The organism is Gottfriedia acidiceleris, assembly GCF_036421055.1.
GTDB classification, from domain to species: Bacteria; Bacillota; Bacilli; order Bacillales; family Bacillaceae_G; genus Gottfriedia; species Gottfriedia acidiceleris_C.
In genome coordinates this window covers 80,086-97,428 of record NZ_JAZGQS010000005.1, presented here as the reverse complement: position 1 = coordinate 97,428, position 17,343 = coordinate 80,086, and the positions used below count along the sequence as shown (strand labels likewise).

16 protein-coding genes and 1 pseudogene are annotated in these 17,343 nt (G+C 30.2%); 3 read left to right on the top strand and 14 right to left on the bottom strand.

Features of this window, described 5'->3' with window-relative positions:
- Nucleotides 1-15: 15 nt before the first annotated feature.
- From RAH41_RS09450 to RAH41_RS09425, 6 genes are all read right to left on the bottom strand, one after another.
- On the bottom strand, nucleotides 16-1,119 hold the full coding sequence (locus tag RAH41_RS09450) for an MGDG synthase family glycosyltransferase (protein WP_331222111.1): 1,104 nt from the start codon (nucleotides 1,117-1,119) through the stop codon (nucleotides 16-18).
- 32 nt (nucleotides 1,120-1,151) lie between these two features.
- On the bottom strand, nucleotides 1,152-1,724 hold the full coding sequence (locus RAH41_RS09445) for a hypothetical protein (protein ID WP_331222110.1): 573 nt from the start codon (nucleotides 1,722-1,724) through the stop codon (nucleotides 1,152-1,154).
- A 194-nt stretch (nucleotides 1,725-1,918) separates the two neighbouring features.
- A complete protein-coding gene (locus RAH41_RS09440; RefSeq protein ID WP_331222109.1) occupies nucleotides 1,919-3,148 on the bottom strand; it encodes a HAMP domain-containing sensor histidine kinase in 1,230 nt (409 codons plus the stop codon).
- Between the two features lie 100 nt (nucleotides 3,149-3,248).
- A complete protein-coding gene (locus tag RAH41_RS09435; RefSeq protein ID WP_331222108.1) occupies nucleotides 3,249-3,923 on the bottom strand; it encodes a response regulator transcription factor in 675 nt (224 codons plus the stop codon).
- Nucleotides 3,924-3,951: 28 nt separating this feature from the next.
- Nucleotides 3,952-4,536 (bottom strand): phosphatase PAP2 family protein, encoded by a 585-nt coding sequence (locus RAH41_RS09430; RefSeq protein WP_331222107.1) that lies wholly within the window; start codon nucleotides 4,534-4,536, stop codon nucleotides 3,952-3,954.
- A 228-nt stretch (nucleotides 4,537-4,764) separates the two neighbouring features.
- Entirely contained in the window at nucleotides 4,765-5,976 is a 1,212-nt protein-coding gene (locus RAH41_RS09425) for a serine hydrolase domain-containing protein (protein WP_331222105.1), read from the bottom strand.
- A gap of 172 nt (nucleotides 5,977-6,148) precedes the next feature.
- On the opposite strand from RAH41_RS09425, the gene RAH41_RS09420 reads away from it, so the two are divergent.
- Nucleotides 6,149-6,775, top strand: coding sequence for a trimeric intracellular cation channel family protein (locus tag RAH41_RS09420; protein ID WP_331222103.1), 627 nt, complete (start codon nucleotides 6,149-6,151; stop codon nucleotides 6,773-6,775).
- 66 nt (nucleotides 6,776-6,841) lie between these two features.
- Here the strand turns inward: RAH41_RS09420 and RAH41_RS09415 are convergent, their stop codons facing one another.
- On the bottom strand, nucleotides 6,842-7,393 hold the full coding sequence (locus RAH41_RS09415) for an NADPH-dependent FMN reductase (RefSeq protein ID WP_331222102.1): 552 nt from the start codon (nucleotides 7,391-7,393) through the stop codon (nucleotides 6,842-6,844).
- Nucleotides 7,394-7,670: 277 nt separating this feature from the next.
- Between RAH41_RS09415 and RAH41_RS09410 the strand changes: the two genes are divergently transcribed.
- Nucleotides 7,671-8,585: a DMT family transporter gene (locus RAH41_RS09410; RefSeq protein ID WP_331222101.1), complete on the top strand. Its 915-nt coding sequence runs from the start codon at nucleotides 7,671-7,673 to the stop codon at nucleotides 8,583-8,585.
- Between the two features lie 676 nt (nucleotides 8,586-9,261).
- Here the strand turns inward: RAH41_RS09410 and RAH41_RS09405 are convergent.
- Both RAH41_RS09405 and RAH41_RS22610 read right to left on the bottom strand, forming a co-directional pair.
- Nucleotides 9,262-9,843: a MerR family transcriptional regulator gene (locus tag RAH41_RS09405; protein WP_331222100.1), complete on the bottom strand. Its 582-nt coding sequence runs from the start codon at nucleotides 9,841-9,843 to the stop codon at nucleotides 9,262-9,264.
- 562 nt (nucleotides 9,844-10,405) lie between these two features.
- Nucleotides 10,406-10,593: pseudogene (locus RAH41_RS22610) on the bottom strand (hypothetical protein); the annotation flags it as partial.
- A gap of 258 nt (nucleotides 10,594-10,851) precedes the next feature.
- Here RAH41_RS22610 and RAH41_RS09400 point away from each other — a divergent pair.
- Nucleotides 10,852-12,453, top strand: a complete 1,602-nt coding sequence (locus RAH41_RS09400) for a glycoside hydrolase family 10 protein (protein WP_331222099.1) — start codon at nucleotides 10,852-10,854, stop codon at nucleotides 12,451-12,453.
- Nucleotides 12,454-12,517: 64 nt separating this feature from the next.
- Here RAH41_RS09400 and recQ read toward each other — a convergent pair whose 3' ends face one another.
- From recQ to RAH41_RS09375, 5 genes are all read right to left on the bottom strand, one after another.
- Nucleotides 12,518-14,629: a DNA helicase RecQ gene (recQ, locus tag RAH41_RS09395; RefSeq protein WP_331222098.1), complete on the bottom strand. Its 2,112-nt coding sequence runs from the start codon at nucleotides 14,627-14,629 to the stop codon at nucleotides 12,518-12,520.
- Nucleotides 14,630-14,670: 41 nt separating this feature from the next.
- Nucleotides 14,671-15,111 (bottom strand): YaiI/YqxD family protein, encoded by a 441-nt coding sequence (locus RAH41_RS09390; RefSeq protein ID WP_331222097.1) that lies wholly within the window; start codon nucleotides 15,109-15,111, stop codon nucleotides 14,671-14,673.
- Nucleotides 15,095-15,811, bottom strand: coding sequence for a pseudouridine synthase (locus tag RAH41_RS09385; RefSeq protein WP_331222095.1), 717 nt, complete (start codon nucleotides 15,809-15,811; stop codon nucleotides 15,095-15,097). The genes RAH41_RS09390 and RAH41_RS09385 overlap by 17 nt, the downstream gene beginning before the upstream one ends.
- Before the next feature lie 83 nt (nucleotides 15,812-15,894).
- Nucleotides 15,895-16,398, bottom strand: a complete 504-nt coding sequence (locus tag RAH41_RS09380; protein WP_331222094.1) for an ankyrin repeat domain-containing protein — start codon at nucleotides 16,396-16,398, stop codon at nucleotides 15,895-15,897.
- Between the two features lie 2 nt (nucleotides 16,399-16,400).
- Nucleotides 16,401-17,342, bottom strand: coding sequence for a hypothetical protein (locus tag RAH41_RS09375; protein ID WP_331222092.1), 942 nt, complete (start codon nucleotides 17,340-17,342; stop codon nucleotides 16,401-16,403).
- Nucleotide 17,343 lies beyond the last annotated feature (1 nt).

The window sequence follows — 17,343 nt, the reverse complement described above, 5'->3', positions numbered from 1 at the left end:
TTAGTCATAAAACATTTAAGAAATTGAACTAAAAATATCATTGACAATTAATTGTGAACTAAACCCTTTATTTAATGCTGTTAAAGATGATTTCATTTGTTCTAAATGATTTGATTTGTAAAGAATTCGATTAATATAAAAAGTCAATTCACTTAACGATTTTACTGTAACTGAAGCACCAGCACTTTCAAAAATTCTTGAATTCTCTTTTTCTTGACCAGGTGTTGGTTTATATAGGATTGTTGGTAAATTACATGCAATACATTCTGATAATGTAATACCTCCAGGCTTCGTAATTAAAAGGTCAGATTTTTTATACAAATTACGTATATTATTTACATAACCATATACTTGTAGTCGCTCTTTGTATTCTTCATTTAACTTACTTAATTTATTATAAAGTATGCGATTATAGCCACAAACTACTGCTACATTAAGATTTGTTTCAGCAAGTAACTGCTTGGCCATTTTTTCTACATCCTTTAATAATCCTACTGCCCCAGCAACTATTAAGATTTGATCGTTTGATTTCGATTTACTTGTACCTTCATTTAAATAATCGATTTCTTTAAATTCTTGTCGAAGAGGTATACCAGATACAAATATTTTCGATAAAGAAACGCCTAAATTCACCATCTGATGTATTAATCCTTCCGTCGCTATATAATAGCGATCAATTTCATTATGAATCCATGAACGATGAATATAATAGTCGGTAACAACTGTATATAACTTACATGGATGTGAAGAATATTTTTTCCATTTTGCTACAGACCCAACTGGAAAAGTGGTAATGATAATATCTGGCTTCTCTTTTTGAAGAATACTTTTTATATTCTTTCCACATAATTCTAAAAGCCTGTCAAAAATGACTGTACTAAATAATTTCTCAGTCCCATAAAAGAACCATTTATAAATTGTTTGGGCATGTTGGAATAATTGCAAATGAATATTTTTTGCAAATACATTTATTGTTGGGTATGCTTCTTCGTAAATATCAATAATTGTTACATCGTTAAAGTTAATTTGTTCAAACTCACTTTTTAACGCTTTAGATACTTCTTTATGCCCATTTCCAAAACTCGATGTAACGACAAGTATTTTAGGCTGTAATACCATACTAATCAACCTCTTTTGAATAGACAAATTAATTAAACGAATGTATGAATTAACATTGAGATTACAACTGCAAATGAAAGATAGTAATGCCAGTTTTTATCTTTTCGTTTATATCTTAAAAAACCGAATATTCCTAATGGAAGTAGTAGCAAATAAGTTATAACACCTGAAATATAAACAGCATCTGTTTTCCATTCAAAAAAGGTCATGATCACAGAATGTACTGTTATTAAAGCAAAAGTAATTAACGAGATTGGGACATGTATTAACTTGCACCATTTCAATAATTTACCTAAGAATTTCTTAAATTGCTTTTTGTCATTTAATTTTTTAAATCGAATTAAAAAGTAAAGCGGAAAGAGAACAAATGCCGCAAATACACCTATTCTTCCAAGGGATCCTTTACCTTTTGCATACATTTTTAAAGGATTTACCTTATGAAAACCTTGTTGGATACCATTTTGTATATGTGGTCCCATATTGGTTAATAATTCAGTTCGATGCGAGACTTTCCAGCCTGCAATGATGAAAATTATGAGCGAAATTGCTAATGCTATATAAATTAATTTTCTCTCAGATTTATTTTTTATCCAATTTCTAATCATTTAGAATTGTTCCTTTCAAGTTTTGAAAAAATAGTAGAAAATACATGATCCATTTTCGCCTCCCATTTATACAAAACTAATGTACAAAATAAAAGTGAAAATTAAATGAAAATAGTATTATGTTTTACTAAGATTATGAGTTCAATTAAATTTTTAATAATCTCCATTTAACTCTAATTCCCCAAAAATTTTCTCTATCTGTTTGTCTTAAATTGAAACAAATTTGAATTCGGAATTTTAATTTTAAAACTGCTCCCCTTACCGAATTCACTATTAACAATAATTTCCCCATTTAAAGACTCTATTATCGATTTTGCAATTGATAAACCAAGTCCAGTATTACCTTCATCTCTTGACCTATGCTCTTCTATACGATAAAACCGATTAAATATTTTCTCTTGTAGTTCCTTTGCAATTCCAATCCCATTATCATTTATTTCAAAATAGAAATAGTTTGCTTTTTTTTCGGATCTTACGTAGTAATTTAACGAAATGGTAGTGCCCTCAAATGAGTATTTAATCGCATTATCAACAAAGATATTAATCAATTGTTTTAGACTTTCTTGATTCGTTTTTACGATAAATTTTTCATCATTTAGTAGCTGTATTTTTTGTTTTTTTTCTGATGCTTTATATTGCCATGCTTTTTGTATTTGTTCAGAAAATTCATCGATTCTAAATTCTTCAATATTGGTTTTGGCGATTTGTTTCTGATCGAGTCTTGCTAGAAACAGTAATTGATGGACCAGGTTACGTGTATCACTTAATTCCTTTTTTAAATCAGACAATGTTTCTTTTCCGAATTCAGATAGACGATTTTGTTCAACACTTAATACATCAATACCAGCTTGTAATACAGATAACGGTGTTCTTAGTTCATGTGAAGCATTTTCCACAAATTCTTGTTGCTCTTTATAAGACGCAATAATTGGTTCCATTGCCTGATTTGTAATTTTCTTGCCGAAATAGTACGCCATAAAACAAAAGATAATTGAGAGTAAAAATGAGATACTGATAAACTGCTTTATTAAATAAATAACTGACGATAAATCTTTACCACTATAGATTGTACCGAGGTAATGATTTGATGAATCATACACCTTTTCTGCAGCAATCATTAAATTTAGTTCTTCTTTATGATGTGAATATATCCGTTTAATAACTACTTTATTATGAAATGGTTTAATCTTTTTTAATACTTTTTCTATATCATTTGTATACCCAGGTGCTGTTTCATCATAGATTTCAAATCCGCCATTTTTATTTAAGAAATAATTAAAATAAACATTTTTACGTTTATGTTTTCTCTGAGTTATGTCATTATTTGGCCCGATTGATGCAGCATTCATTTTTACTTCTTTTATTTCTTCTTTTAAAACTGTAATTAGATCACTCTTTTGGTCTAAATAAATGTAAAACGACAATACAATTCCTACTGAAATATTAAACAAAATAATGAAAATCATTAAAATTCTAAGATTGAAAAAGGTTAATCGCTTGCTAATTTGTTGAAATAATGAGATCTCATTTTTCGATTGTATAACCAACACCTCTAACACTCTTTATATAAGTTTTCTGATTTGGTAGGTCAATTTTTTTTCTTAGATTCTTTACATACGCTTCAACAGCATTACTTGTTACCTCTGATTCTATTCCCCAAACTCTTTCAAAAATAATTTCTCTAGTGAGCACAATCCCTCTATTTTTTACTAATAAATCAAATAATTGTAATTCTCTTTGTGTCAAGATGATTTGTTCATTGTCTCTACTTAAACTAAAATTTGTCCGATTATAGGTTAAGTCGTCAATAGTGATTAATTCATCCTGAAGTGGGGCAAAATTCCTTCGATCGAGTACTTTAATTCTTGCGGCAAGTTCACTAAAATCAAAAGGTTTGATTAAATAGTCATCCGCTCCAGCTTCTAATCCTTCAACACGATGATGAATACTATCTCTCGCTGTTAACATTAAGATAGGTCCATTAAATCCATCATTCCTAAGCTTTTTACATATTTCTAAACCACTGATTTCAGGTAACATCCAGTCCAAAATAAGTAAATCAAAATCATAGTGAGAAGCTAATTCCAATGCTTGCTTCCCATTAGTAGTCCATTCGATTTGAAATGGAGTTTGAGTTTTTAGTAAATGAGTTGTCATTTTTCCTAATTTTTGATCGTCCTCAGCAAATAAAATTTTCAAATAGATATCTCCTCTATTAAGTTTTTAATTAGGAACTTAATTTCTTTTTCATATTAGATGGTAACTTTATTATTATTCTTTCGTACATTTTCAATAATATTTTCATTAATGGTTCCGTTAATGATGATGTTTTTAAAACAATAATCGCAACTATACCAGCCAAAATAAATGCACCAATAATATCAAACGGATAATGTACCCCAACAAAGATTCGTGAAATACCAACTAATATCGCCCAAACAAGTGAAATCAAACCTAAACGATCTTTTCTAAGTAATAAAATAAGGGAAGTAGAAAATACTAATGTCCCGTGATCACTTACAAAAGATGAATCGGATGAATGTGAAATCAGTTTTGTCACATGGTGATTAACAAATGGTCGTGCATGGTAATAAAATTGATGGATTATAAAGTTACCACCTAGTGCTAAAATAAGGGTTAAAACGATATAAAAAGCTGTATGCTTACGTTCGCTACCTTTTTGAATCCATAAATAACATAAAAGTCCTAATACGATTAAAATGGCAGATTTAGATAAAAGTATCATTACATTATCTAATACCGGCCAAATGCCTGCAAAACTATTTATTAATTTAAATATTGAGTAGTTCATTAAAATTTCCTCCATTTTTTTGATCGGAAATTATTATATAAAAGTTTTATGAAAAATTGATGAAAATTTAATGGGGATTTTATATTACAAATAAAAAAAGACCTATTGAAAAATAGATCCTGTTAACTGAGGCTATAGTTATTCAAACAAAATAAGTCAGATTGTGAGATTCGAACAGATAGAATAAACTGTAATTAGACTATGATTCCATATTTCTTATTATTTACTCTACATCTGTATTAATAAACGTTCTTCAATAACCTGTTTATAAATAACTTCTGCTAATTCTTTTTCTACTTCAAATCTTGAATTTTCAGATAAATCAAACTCACTTCCGTTCAAAATAAAAATCATGCCAAATTGTTTTTCTTCATGCCAATATAAGTTGCTGATTAAACCGTATGCTTCACCCGCATGTCCGATCATTTCTTTGAAACCTGGTAAGAAATCGTGACTAATATGAAAACCAAGCCCCATTTTACTAAAGAAGTGATTATTTTCTTCTCTAGACCATTGTATTGAAGTCATTAATTTGGACGTTTTTTGTTCTAGAATTTGTTTTCCATTTAAGCTCCCATTTAACAGATGTGCCCGTAAAAACTTACTTAATTCTACTGCTGAAGTTCTTAGTCCACCTTGAGGTTCAAATATTCCCCCATGATTACCGATGTTGTATTGATCCCAATGAGTTTTCGAATATACACTCTGTCTAACATCATCAATCGTTACTTTATATTCATTTGTATCTTTATTTTTCTCATATAAGTTTGCAAGTTCATGGTTTTTCTTAATATTGGAATATGAAAAAGCTACATTCTTCATTTCTAAAGGTTCAAAAATATTTTGTTTGATATATTGGTCAAAGCGTATATTCGTGACTTTTTCAATAATTGTACCGCAAATAATCGCACCAATATTAGAATACATCCATTGATCTCCTGGTTTCCAATCGCCCCATATTTCTTTCGTATAATACTTTCCATTTTCATTTAATAAATCTGTGAGTTGTAAAGTAAAATTTGAATGTCCATCTTTAATGTACTTTACATAAACACTATCTGAAGCTTCGTCAGAATTAAGTGAAGATGTATGAGTTAAAATTTGTTTTAACGTAATAGAAGAATTAGGGAATTTAGGATTTCTTACTTTAAACCCTAAATAATGACTAATATCTTGATTTAAATCTATTAATTTTCTTTCAACTAATTGCATGATTGCTGTAGCTGTAAAAAGTTTTGAAATTGAAGCAATTCGAAACATCGTATTTTCTGTAACGAATTCTTTTGTTTCTAAATTACGATAACCATAAGCGTCAGACCAAATCAGTTTATCTTTTAAAACCGCAGCAGCTTGACATCCGACAATATTAAATTTGTCCATTATTAATTGAATTTCTTTTGATACAGTCTTATTTTTATGTTGTTTCAATTCGTTTTGCATTTTAACCTCTCCAATCTCATAATTTCAAGTGATTTTTTTGTAAAATACTGTAAATTTTTTATGTAAAAAAATTTTTTTAAATGAAGCGTTTTCAAAGTTATTTTAATATTGTAATAGTCCCTACCTGTTGCTAAAATGAATCATAGAAAATGGAATTAAGGGGATAGAATGGATGATTTTGATCGAGGTTTTTGTTTATGCAGGGATTATAGCTGCTAGCATTTCTGGTACTTTGGTTGGTATTCAAAAGAAATTGGACTTATTCGGTGTTGTTTTTTTAGCAGCTTGTACTGCGCTTGGTGGAGGATTAATTCGTGATATTATTTTAGGTCAAACGGTACCGAATGCTTTCGCAAAACCTCAATACTTTATCGTAAGTACAGTCGTTTCAATTGTTACATGGTTATTTTATCAACGAACAATGCAGTTTCAATCAACTTTAATTATAACTGATGCAATTGGTCTTGGTGTTTTTACTGCTGTTGGTTCATATTCGGCAATTGATCATGGCTTAAAAGGTTCTTTTTTAATTATTTCGATGGGGTTAATTACTGGAATCGGTGGTGGAATTATGCGAGATGTTTTCGCAAGAGAAATTCCATTTGTATTCCGAAAAGAAATTTATGCAATTGCAGCAATTATTGGCTCTATCACAATTTTATTTACTCATGGTGAATTCACTAAACTGCAATCTTTGTATATTTGTTTTCTAATTACAACAGCAATTAGAATGATCGCTGTAAAATACAAAGTAAACTTTCCTATTAGAAATGTAAATGATAAATCATTTTTACTTTAAGCTTAACAAAAAATGTTAAGCTATTTTTAATGGTCCTAAACAATAATTGATTAGGACCATTTTGATTTACTTAGAAACACTATTTGATTCTATGTATTCTTTATATAATATTTCTTTTTGAACATATTCTTTTAATTCATCAATTACTTCAGCTACTTTTGCAAATGCTTCAGGCTTCACAACTGTATCATTTTCAAAATCAACTGGATCTAAAACTAATTGTTTTGGTAATGCATTTCCATATACCCCACGAATGACAGTTCTCATACTATTTAAAGCATTTATCCCACCTTTTCCACCACCAGCAACTGCTAACAATGAAATTGGTTTTTTCTTAAATGGCTCAGAACCTAATAGTTCAACTAAGTTTTTTAAAGCTCCACTCATCGCATTATTATACTCTGGCGTACAAATAACGATTCCATCAGCTTTAACTAGTAATTCCCTAATTGCCTTAACTGCTTCTATTTCTTTTTGTTCAGCTTCCCCGTTATAAAGAGGAACTTGCTCAAATGCTAAATCTAAATTTGTAAAATTATTAAAGTCCGCGATTTGTTTTGCTAAGAATCTAGTTCGACCATTTGCTCTAGGTGAACCATTTACTACTACAATATTCATTGAAATTCCCCTCACTATTAAAAATAGTTGTCATTTAATTGATAATTTTTTACCAATAATACTTTAAAACTATAAAATATAGTATAAATGAAATCAATTTATTTGCCTATTAATTTAAACAGAATTTAATGAAAACTTCGATTTTTCTTCCTAAAGAATACCCTATGAGTAAGGTATTTCCGTCTCCATGTTTTATTCGATTGATATAACACTAAAGTTTAGTATATACTTATTTGACAGAATATTGAAATTACACATGAAATGGACGTGATACATATTGGGGAATTTGACAGTAAATAAAAAGGCGACAATTAGTATCATTATTGCTATGGCTACTTTTGGTACCGTAGGCTTCGTCGCTCCTAAAACAGGCTTAAAAGCCATTGATTTAGTTTTTATCAGATGCGTTTTTGCAAGTATTTTTTTATTATCTGTTTGGTATTTTTCAGGGTTAGCTAAAAAAGAAATATTTAATAAAAAAGATATAACTCTTTCATTGTTTAGTGGGATCCTATTAGTTTTGAATTGGGTATTTTTATTTAAATCATTTGAGAATTTATCAGTTACAATTTCAGTTTCAATTTATTACTTAGCTCCGGTTATTTTATTCTTATTAGGAAGTTTAATTTATAAAGAAAGAATTACGGTTGTACCTTTACTTGGGGTTTTAAGTAGCTTTATTGGCTCAATTCTTTTATCCGGAATTAATTCTGATTTTACACTTGATAAATTTCTTTCATCTGGTGTCATTTGGGCATTTCTTGCGGCAATCTTTTATGGCTTATTAATGATTGTGAATAAAGGGATTACACAAACAAGTTCATATTTTACGACTTTACTTCAGACAACTTTAGGATTTCTACTTTTAATTCCTTTTGTTAAATTTGATTCTTTTCATAACTTGCATTTAGAAAACTGGAGTTTTATTTTAATCATTGGATTTGTTCATACAGGCGTTATCTATGCATTATTTTTTGGTAATATTCGATTTTTACCTTCTAATATGATAGCTGTGTTAACATTTTTAGATCCAGCAGTGGCAATTGTGTTAGACACAGTCATAACAGGATTTAAACCAACACTAACACAAATAGTTGGAATTTTTATGACATTTTTAGGTATTGCTTTGATCCTGCTACTGAATTCACCGAAGAAGGTATCGCAAAATTCAAATGAAAAAATTGCAAAGTAACGATTCATTCAGTTAAAAAGAACGTTAACTTCATTGTCAAACTATACTAAAAAGACTATAATGAAGTCATAAAGAATATACTAAAAAGGGATGTGCTGGGAACACACCCCTTCCGAGTAGTAATTGGTAAAGTTGCTTTCCTCGGATCTTAGTGAAAAAATAATCACCACAACCATTCGAGGGGTAGGGTGGTTATTTTTTTTTGCTAATAGAAATGATTATACCGATTATGCTTAAGATTACAGTTGCAGTTATTCCGACACATTGAATAATTAAATTTGCAATCTCATAACCAGTCACATTCTCACCTCCCTTCTTAGCGAAGAAAGGCACCTACCACAACCCTACTCTACCTAATTTTACCATAACCATATTGAAAACACCAGAATGTATGTTCTGTTTTTTGTGATATTTGATGACAAGCCATTTCGTCTATTCATGATGAGGAACCTTTCCTAAAACTTCATTTTTTGAACTTAATTAGGCTACTAGAATGAAGGGGTTATGAAAATCAATCATTCCTGAAGATAGATCAATTAAGATAATAAAAAAGAACACTTGTTTTAAGTGCTCCCTTGGTTCTGCAATTAATTATTAAGTGTAAAATTCCATATAGGATGCAACTAGCATTCCAACGACAAAACCATCGCAAACTTACTAGAATGTAATAAATGACTTATATTTCGAAATACCATTTTTTTAATTCTTCTATTTTTTCACTTACTTTCTTTAGAAATGAATTCTTTTCTTGAGTGGCTGCAGTTTCTAATAACAGTAGTTGATCTTGTTTTCTTTGTTCTCTCCATTCTTCGATCAGTAAGCTAGTCTGCTTTTCTCGTTGCTTTAATACTTCTTTATGTTGTAGATCCATCTTTTTAGAAAGTCTTTCTTCCATTTCATTCATTAGTTTTTCAATTGTTTGCAACTGGTGTTCATTGTTTATCTGTATTAGGTGCTCTGTTAAGTTTAATGACTTTTCTTCGACTATCATGTCAGTATGAGGTAGTATTCTATTGGTTTTTTCTATTATCATTCTCGCAGACTTCTCTAACGTCATACCATCATGCTTACTTAATTCAATTAGTTTTTCGAAGATCAAGACATCATAATTTGAATATTGTCTATGTCCTCTACTATTCTTCTTGATTGTATAACCAACATTTTCTAAGATGTTCTGATACTTTCTGAAGGTGCTTGGTTTTAACTCCAACTGCTCTCTAATTTGAGTACTAGTTAATATAACATCTCCGTCTATCATACCCCTCACACTCCTTACATTGCTTATATTCTATACTGACATGCTATCTCCTTGTTTCGATATCGAATTTAGCATCAGAGTTTATTGAAAGAGGAAAAATAGGTTATGTATATTTGTATGTATATTATCATTATATATCTTGTTAAAATAATTGATCTAAAATTGATATATAGTTACTTTATTTTTAAAGAAAAATAATAAAAAAACTCATTTGTATTTTTTTAACACAAATGAGTTTTCAAATGAAATTATAATGCGTATACAATAGTTAGTTTAAAAGATATGTCATCAAGAATATTACAAATACTGTTAAACCCGCTGATATTTTTAAGTTCCTACCTAAGTTTAAATGATTCATTAGATCTCCTACTTTCAAATGAAATATTGTTATTTTAAAAATATATTTTTTAAGTAAATTAGATATTTGCTACAGAATTATCATACATATTTTTCTGTTTTATTACCATGAATAAAATATGAACATTATTCTATGAAAGTTTTTTAACGATTTAAACTTTTATATTGACACATATTTTTTAGCCATTAAATAAAAAAACTCATTTCAAGATTGATCTTTGAAAATCAGTTTTTTATTATACTTATTTTGGATCAAACATTGATAAACTGCTATCATATCCCGTTTCTTTAACTTCCTCAGTTAGCTGGTTTTCAAGGAACTATTTCACTTACTTTCCCACTGAGCCATGTTTGAACTGCAATACCCTCAACAAGTTGTTGACGTCCACTATCTTTAAAATCCTTATATGACCTTTAATTTATGCAATCAATAATTTGCTAATTTCAGACAATTCAAGCTATTGTTCGTGAATGCAAAAATAATTTATATTTGTGAATTTCAAAAATTTATCAAAATCCGAAATTTAATTTCTATATTTTTTAGATTTTTTTGAAATTTTATTTCAGAAATTATAGACAATACTTTCCATTTTTGGTAGTTTTATATTATGTAAGCGCTACTATTTTAATAGAAAGTAAGGTGGAACACTTATGAAAAAAAGAAAACTTGGAAAATATGCGATTGCTGCTACAGTAGGCGCATCCTTATTATTACAACAGATTCAAAATGTTCATGCTGAAGCTACTTCACAGTACTCAGTCCCTCCTAAGCATGAGTTAAGAGCAGCTTGGATTGCATCAGTTGTAAATATCGATTGGCCATCAGCTACTGGATTATCTGAGATGCAGCAAAAATCGGAGTTTATTAAACTATTAGATGATGTGGAAAAGATGGGAATGAATTCAGTTGTTGTACAAATTAAGCCGACTGCTGATGCTTTTTATCCATCTAATTATGGTCCATGGTCAAAATATTTAACAGGTACACAAGGTAAGGATCCAGGCTATGACCCACTTGCATTTATGGTTGAAGAAGCGCATAAACGAAATATAGAATTTCATGCTTGGTTCAATCCATATCGTATTACAATGCCACGAACAGCACCAGGAAATGCGACTTTAGAAGATTTAAATACTTTAGCAGAAAACCATCCTGCAAAAAAACATCCTGGATGGGTAATTCCATATGGAAAGCAATTATATTTTGACCCAGGTAATCCTGATGCACGTCAATTTATTATTGATGGAATTATGGAAGTTGTAAAAAAATATGATATTGATGCAGTACATTTGGATGATTATTTTTATCCATATCGTATAGCAGGTCAAGAATTTCCAGATCAATCTTCGTACGAAAAATATGGTAAACAAAAGTTTGCGAATATTGAAGATTGGCGACGTGACAATGTAGATCAGTTCGTAAAAATTCTTCATAATTCAATAAAAAAAGAAAAATCTTATGTTAAATTTGGCATTAGTCCTTTTGGGGTTTGGCGAAATATAGCAAAAGACCCTACTGGATCAAATACTACAGCTGGTCAAACAAATTATGATGATTTATTTGCTGATACTAGAGAATGGATTAATAAGGAATATCTTGATTATATTACTCCGCAAATCTATTGGAATATAGGATTTGAACCTGCTGCATACGATATACTCGCAAATTGGTGGACGAATGAAGTAAAAGGTAAGAATATTGATTTATATATTGGACAAGCTGATTACAAAATTAATGATAACAACGCGGCCTGGGCTCTACCTGATGAAATACCAAATCAAATTGCATTAAATCGTACAATTCCTGAAATCAAAGGTAGTATGCATTTTTCAATTAGTGACTTAAATCGAAATCCACTTGGTATTAAGGATCGTTTAAGCCAGGACGTATATAAAACAAAGGCATTAATTCCTTCAATGCCATGGTTAGATGACCAAGCTCCAAAGAAACCAAAATTAGAAAATGCTTCTCGAACAAAAGATGGAATCCAACTTACATTGAATACTCACCCTAATGATCAAGATGTTGCGTATTTTGTTGTATACCGTTTTGATGGATTACATAAAGATAGCATTGATGATCCAAGGAACATCTTAACTACTGTTCGTAAATCAGAAGATGGCATAACAACCTATTTAGACACAACAGTAAATAATGATAAAGAGTACACGTACGAAATAACTGCTGTAGATCGACTTCATAATGAAAGTAATGTAAGTAATCAAATAAAAGTCAAGACTAACAAGAATTAAGTAAGATAAAAAGCTTCCCATTCAAAATAGGAAGCTTTTTATACTTATAGTGTAAAAGTTTATATTATGTTGCTGATTTCATAATCACTGCTTTTATCATGAAATAACTAATCTCAGAAGGTAATTCATCTTTTATAGGCCGAAGTTTTTCGCTTCCAACTGTGCTAATTACTTCTTTAATTTGTTTTTCAATCTCAAAAGGTACTACTTCATCCCAATCAAAATGATCATCTTCCATTGCACTTTGCAAAATATGATTTTCAACGGTAGTCGTATTTAATCCTCTCTCTTTTGCAATTTCTGAAATAGTAAGTCCGTTTTGATAAGATTCGTATGATATTTTGTGTGAAGGTACTTTATTCATAGTTGTCGATTTTGGTTTTTTTGTTTCTACTTCAATTTGGTTTTCTTCTTTATACTTCTTGATTACTTCTATAAATTGCTTACCAAATTTTTGTTGTTTTTGTAACCCGACACCTTTTGCTTGTAAAAATTCTTCATCAGTTGTTGGGAGGATTTTACATAAATCTCGTAAAGTACTATCTGCAAATACGACAAAGGGCGGTACGCCAAGATCTGTAGCAATTTCTTTTCGTAAACTTCGCAGTTGATCAAATAAATTATTATCAACGTTTGTTATTTCAGTAACTTGGATTTCTTCTTTTTTCATTACGTTTATTTTATTTAAAAGTACTTCTCTTCCTCTATTTGTTACAGTTAACAATGGGAATTTACCGCTTGTAACCCCAATAAATTGTTCCGATGTTAAATAATCAATTAAGTCGCCGACACTTTTTAGTGTACGATTTTTGAAAAGACCGTATGTCGTTAAAGTATGAAAATTTAATTCTATTAATTTTTTATTCATTGATCCTGTTAGTACAGACGCAACCATTGTTTTACCAAATCTTTCGCCCATTCGAATAATGCATGATAAAACGATCTGAGCATCAATTGTAATGTCTATTGCAGTCCGCTTGTCGATACAATTACTACACTTCCCACAGGAATGTTCACTTTCATCCCCAAAGTATTTTAAAATAAATGCCTGTAAACAAGTTTCGCAATAACTGTAATCTTTCATTGACTGTAGCTTTGCAATTTCTTGTTTTAATCGATTAGGTTCAAAGGTAGATTGCTCAATTAAAAATCTCTGTATTTGAACATCTTGTGCCGTAAAAAGTAAAATACATTCACTTTCTAATCCATCTCGTCCTGCTCTTCCAGCCTCTTGATAATAACTTTCCATATTTTTAGGCATTTGGTAATGGATTACGTATCGAACATTACTTTTGTCAATTCCCATTCCAAATGCATTCGTAGCGACCATTACATTAATATTATCTTGTAAAAAAGCATCTTGTTGTTTTGAACGTTCTGCATCGCTTAAGCCTGCATGATATTTACCGACGGAAATGCCTTGGTTTTTTAATTTATTGGTAACATTATCTACTTCTTTTCTAGTTGCAGCGTAAATAATACCTGATTCATTTTTATTTTGTTTTATGTAATTACAAATAAAATCTAATCGATTTTGACCTCTAATGACTTTAAACGACAAATTCTCTCTTTCAAACCCTGTAATGATTGTCGTTTCCTCTATTATACCTAGTTGATTACATATATCAGATTTAACTTGTGGAGTTGCCGTAGCAGTAAGTGCCAGTATTGTTGGCTTCGTAGGCAATTCTTGTATTAAATTTTTTATACGTAAGTAACTTGGTCTAAAATCATGTCCCCATGATGAGATACAGTGTGCTTCATCTACTGCTACAAGTAAGATTGGCAGTCTTTTTAATTCATTAATAAAGCTTTCTGATTCTAATCTTTCAGGTGCAACATATAGGATTTTGTATTCACCATAACTTAAATCCATCATTCTTTCATTTACTTCATTATAAGAAAGTGAACTATTAATAAATGTGGAAGGAATACCTACTTGATGCAATGCATCTACCTGGTCTTTCATTAAAGAGATTAAAGGAGAAATGACGAGGGTAACTCCTTGGAGAATTGTCGCTGGAATTTGATAACAAATCGACTTTCCACCGCCTGTAGGCATAATACCAGCTGTGTGCTTTCCTGATAAAACTCGTTCAATAATTTGTTCTTGTCCAGCTCTAAAATTTTCATATCCAAAATACTTTTTTAAGTTTTCTCTTGCAAGTGTTAACATGCTTGCCTCCTTTTTAATTTTATTTGTACAATTCTATTTTACTATAAAGAAATTGATGAAAGTAATTTTCTTAAACCGTTTTCGAAATTTGTATTATCAAGCTTCTGACGTTTTTTTGGTCCCTTTACTCTTCCACCTGCATTTCGAATTTTCTTTGAAACATATCGTGTATGTAAAAGTGAATCAATATTTTCATTTGTATATTGAAAACCATTTTGATTTAATACATAAGCTTGCTTTGATAGAACCATTGCAGCAAGACCATAATCTTGAGTGATGACGAGATCTCCTTTTACAACTCGATTTACTAAAGCAAAATCAACTGCATCCGCACCTTGTGAAACAACAATCGTTTCAGCACCCTCTTTTTGCATTATATGAGCAGTATCACATAATAAAAGAACGTTTATCTTAAATTCTGCTGCAATTTTAATTGTTTCTGAAACTACTGGACAGCCATCTGCATCAATTAAAATTTTCATTTGATTCTTCCTCTTTCAATTGTTCTTTTAAATTAAATAACTCGTTTTCTGTTAATTTTCTCCATTTGCCTATTTCTAGATTTTCCATATGGATATTCATAATTCGAATTCTCTTTAATTTAATCACTTTAAAACCAAAGCTTTTTGCCATTTTACGAATTTGACGATTTAAGCCCTGCGTCAAAATAATACGGAATGTATATTCATCTATTTTTTCTACTTTACATTTTTTAGTTAAAACAGTTCCGATGAGTACTCCATTTGACATACCATTCATAAAATCTTCATCAATTGGCTGATCAACTGTGACAATATATTCTTTTTCATGTCCATGTTCGCTATGTAAAATTTTATGTGCAATAGGTCCGTCGTTTGTAAGAATGATTAATCCTTCAGAATCTTTATCTAATCTACCTATTGGGAAAAGTCTTTTTGGATAATTGACAAAATCGATTATATTCCCTTCTACAGTTTGTAATCCTGTACAGGTAATTCCAACTGGTTTATTTAGAATGATATAGTCTTTCTCACTTGTTAAGTAAATCACTTCATCATTTACTTGTACAAGGTCTTTTTCTTTTACTATGCTGTTTTTTTCTGCAGTTAATCCGTTAATTTTAACTTGTCCCGAAGCAACCAATCGTTCTGCTGCTCTTCTAGAACAGTACCCTGATGCGCTAATATAAACATTTATTCTCAATACTATTTCCTCATTTACTAGTCTTTCCTTTATCATAACAAAAAGTGTTGTGAGAGAACAGTCATCACAACACCACGAATTATTTATAAAGTTACTTCTATTATAAAATTGGTAAAATCTGAATTACCACGTTCTTTTGCAATTTCAATTGGGGTTTTACCGGAATTATTCGTTTTAATTTGAGCACCGTTTTTTAACAAATGTTCAGCAATAGACGTATTTCCTTCAAATGCCGCGATATGTAATGGCGTGTTACCTTCACTGTCGCTAATATTAGGATCTGCTCCATTAGTGATAAGAAATTCGATTAATTCTATTGACTTAGCACCTGCAATTGCTGCATGTAGAGCTGTGTTTTGCGGAATGAATGAAAGTTTTGAATGAGAAAGGGCATTGATCTGAGCACCATTTTTTATTAAAGTTTTTACAACTTCATATTGACCGTAATGTGCTGCGATGCCAAGTAATGTTAACCCATGCTCATTTTCTTTATGAATCAAATTTGGCTGTTCTCTTATTAGTTCAATAACAATTTCATTTTCGCCTTTTTCTGTTGCATCAAATAATTTTGCAATTAAATTTTCCATCGTTACCTCTCCTTATTTCTACATTCAATTTGTAAATAGTTTAAAAATAAATGAAGCTTATTATTTAAAAGTCTCGCTTCATCTACATCTACTGATAATAATTGAATTGTATTTCCTTGTTGCATTTGTACAAGTTTCCAAAGATCTGAATAAATGATAGTTCCTAATGTAGCATACCCGCCTGTAGTTTGAGAATCCGCTAATAAGATAATTGGTTGACCAGTTGGTAGTACTTGAATTGTTCCAAAAGTAGTGCCTTCTGATAGAATATTTGAATCAAACTGTTTTAAATTAGCATTTTTTGATCTTAAATACATCCCCATTCTATTAAACGTACCAATTGTTAGAGGTTCAGATAAAATTTGTGTTATATGGTGTGGTATTTTCTCAAAATGACTACTTTTAATAAAATGAACCAATTGATGCTTAGGAAAGGTTGGAATATACTCATGTTTCAGTCCATTTTTAACTGGTTTATAAGAAGTGCTTGAACCATAAATTATGGTACCCTTTTTAGGAATTAATCCAAGAGAAGCAGGTTCATACGATGACTGACTTTCGAAATGAGATTCACTTTTAATTCCGCCGGGGATCGATATGTATGAATAAACACCAGTATTTCCCCCGTCAAAAGTCAAAATCTCTCCTTTTGCTATGTCGATTATTTTATTCATCTCAACTAATTTACCGTTAATTTTAGTTTTCAAATTTCCACCTGTAATGACGATTGAAAATTGATTTAATGCTTTTAGAACCGTACCACCAATCGCAATTTCAATACTAGCTACGTTTAATTTATTTCCTATTAATAGATTTCCAATTTGATAAGCTAACTTGTCCATAGCACCAGAAACAGGTATACCTAAATGCCTAAAACCATTTCTTCCTTTATCTTGAATTGAAATTGATACACCTCTTTGTAAAACTTCAAAAAACTCTTTCAAA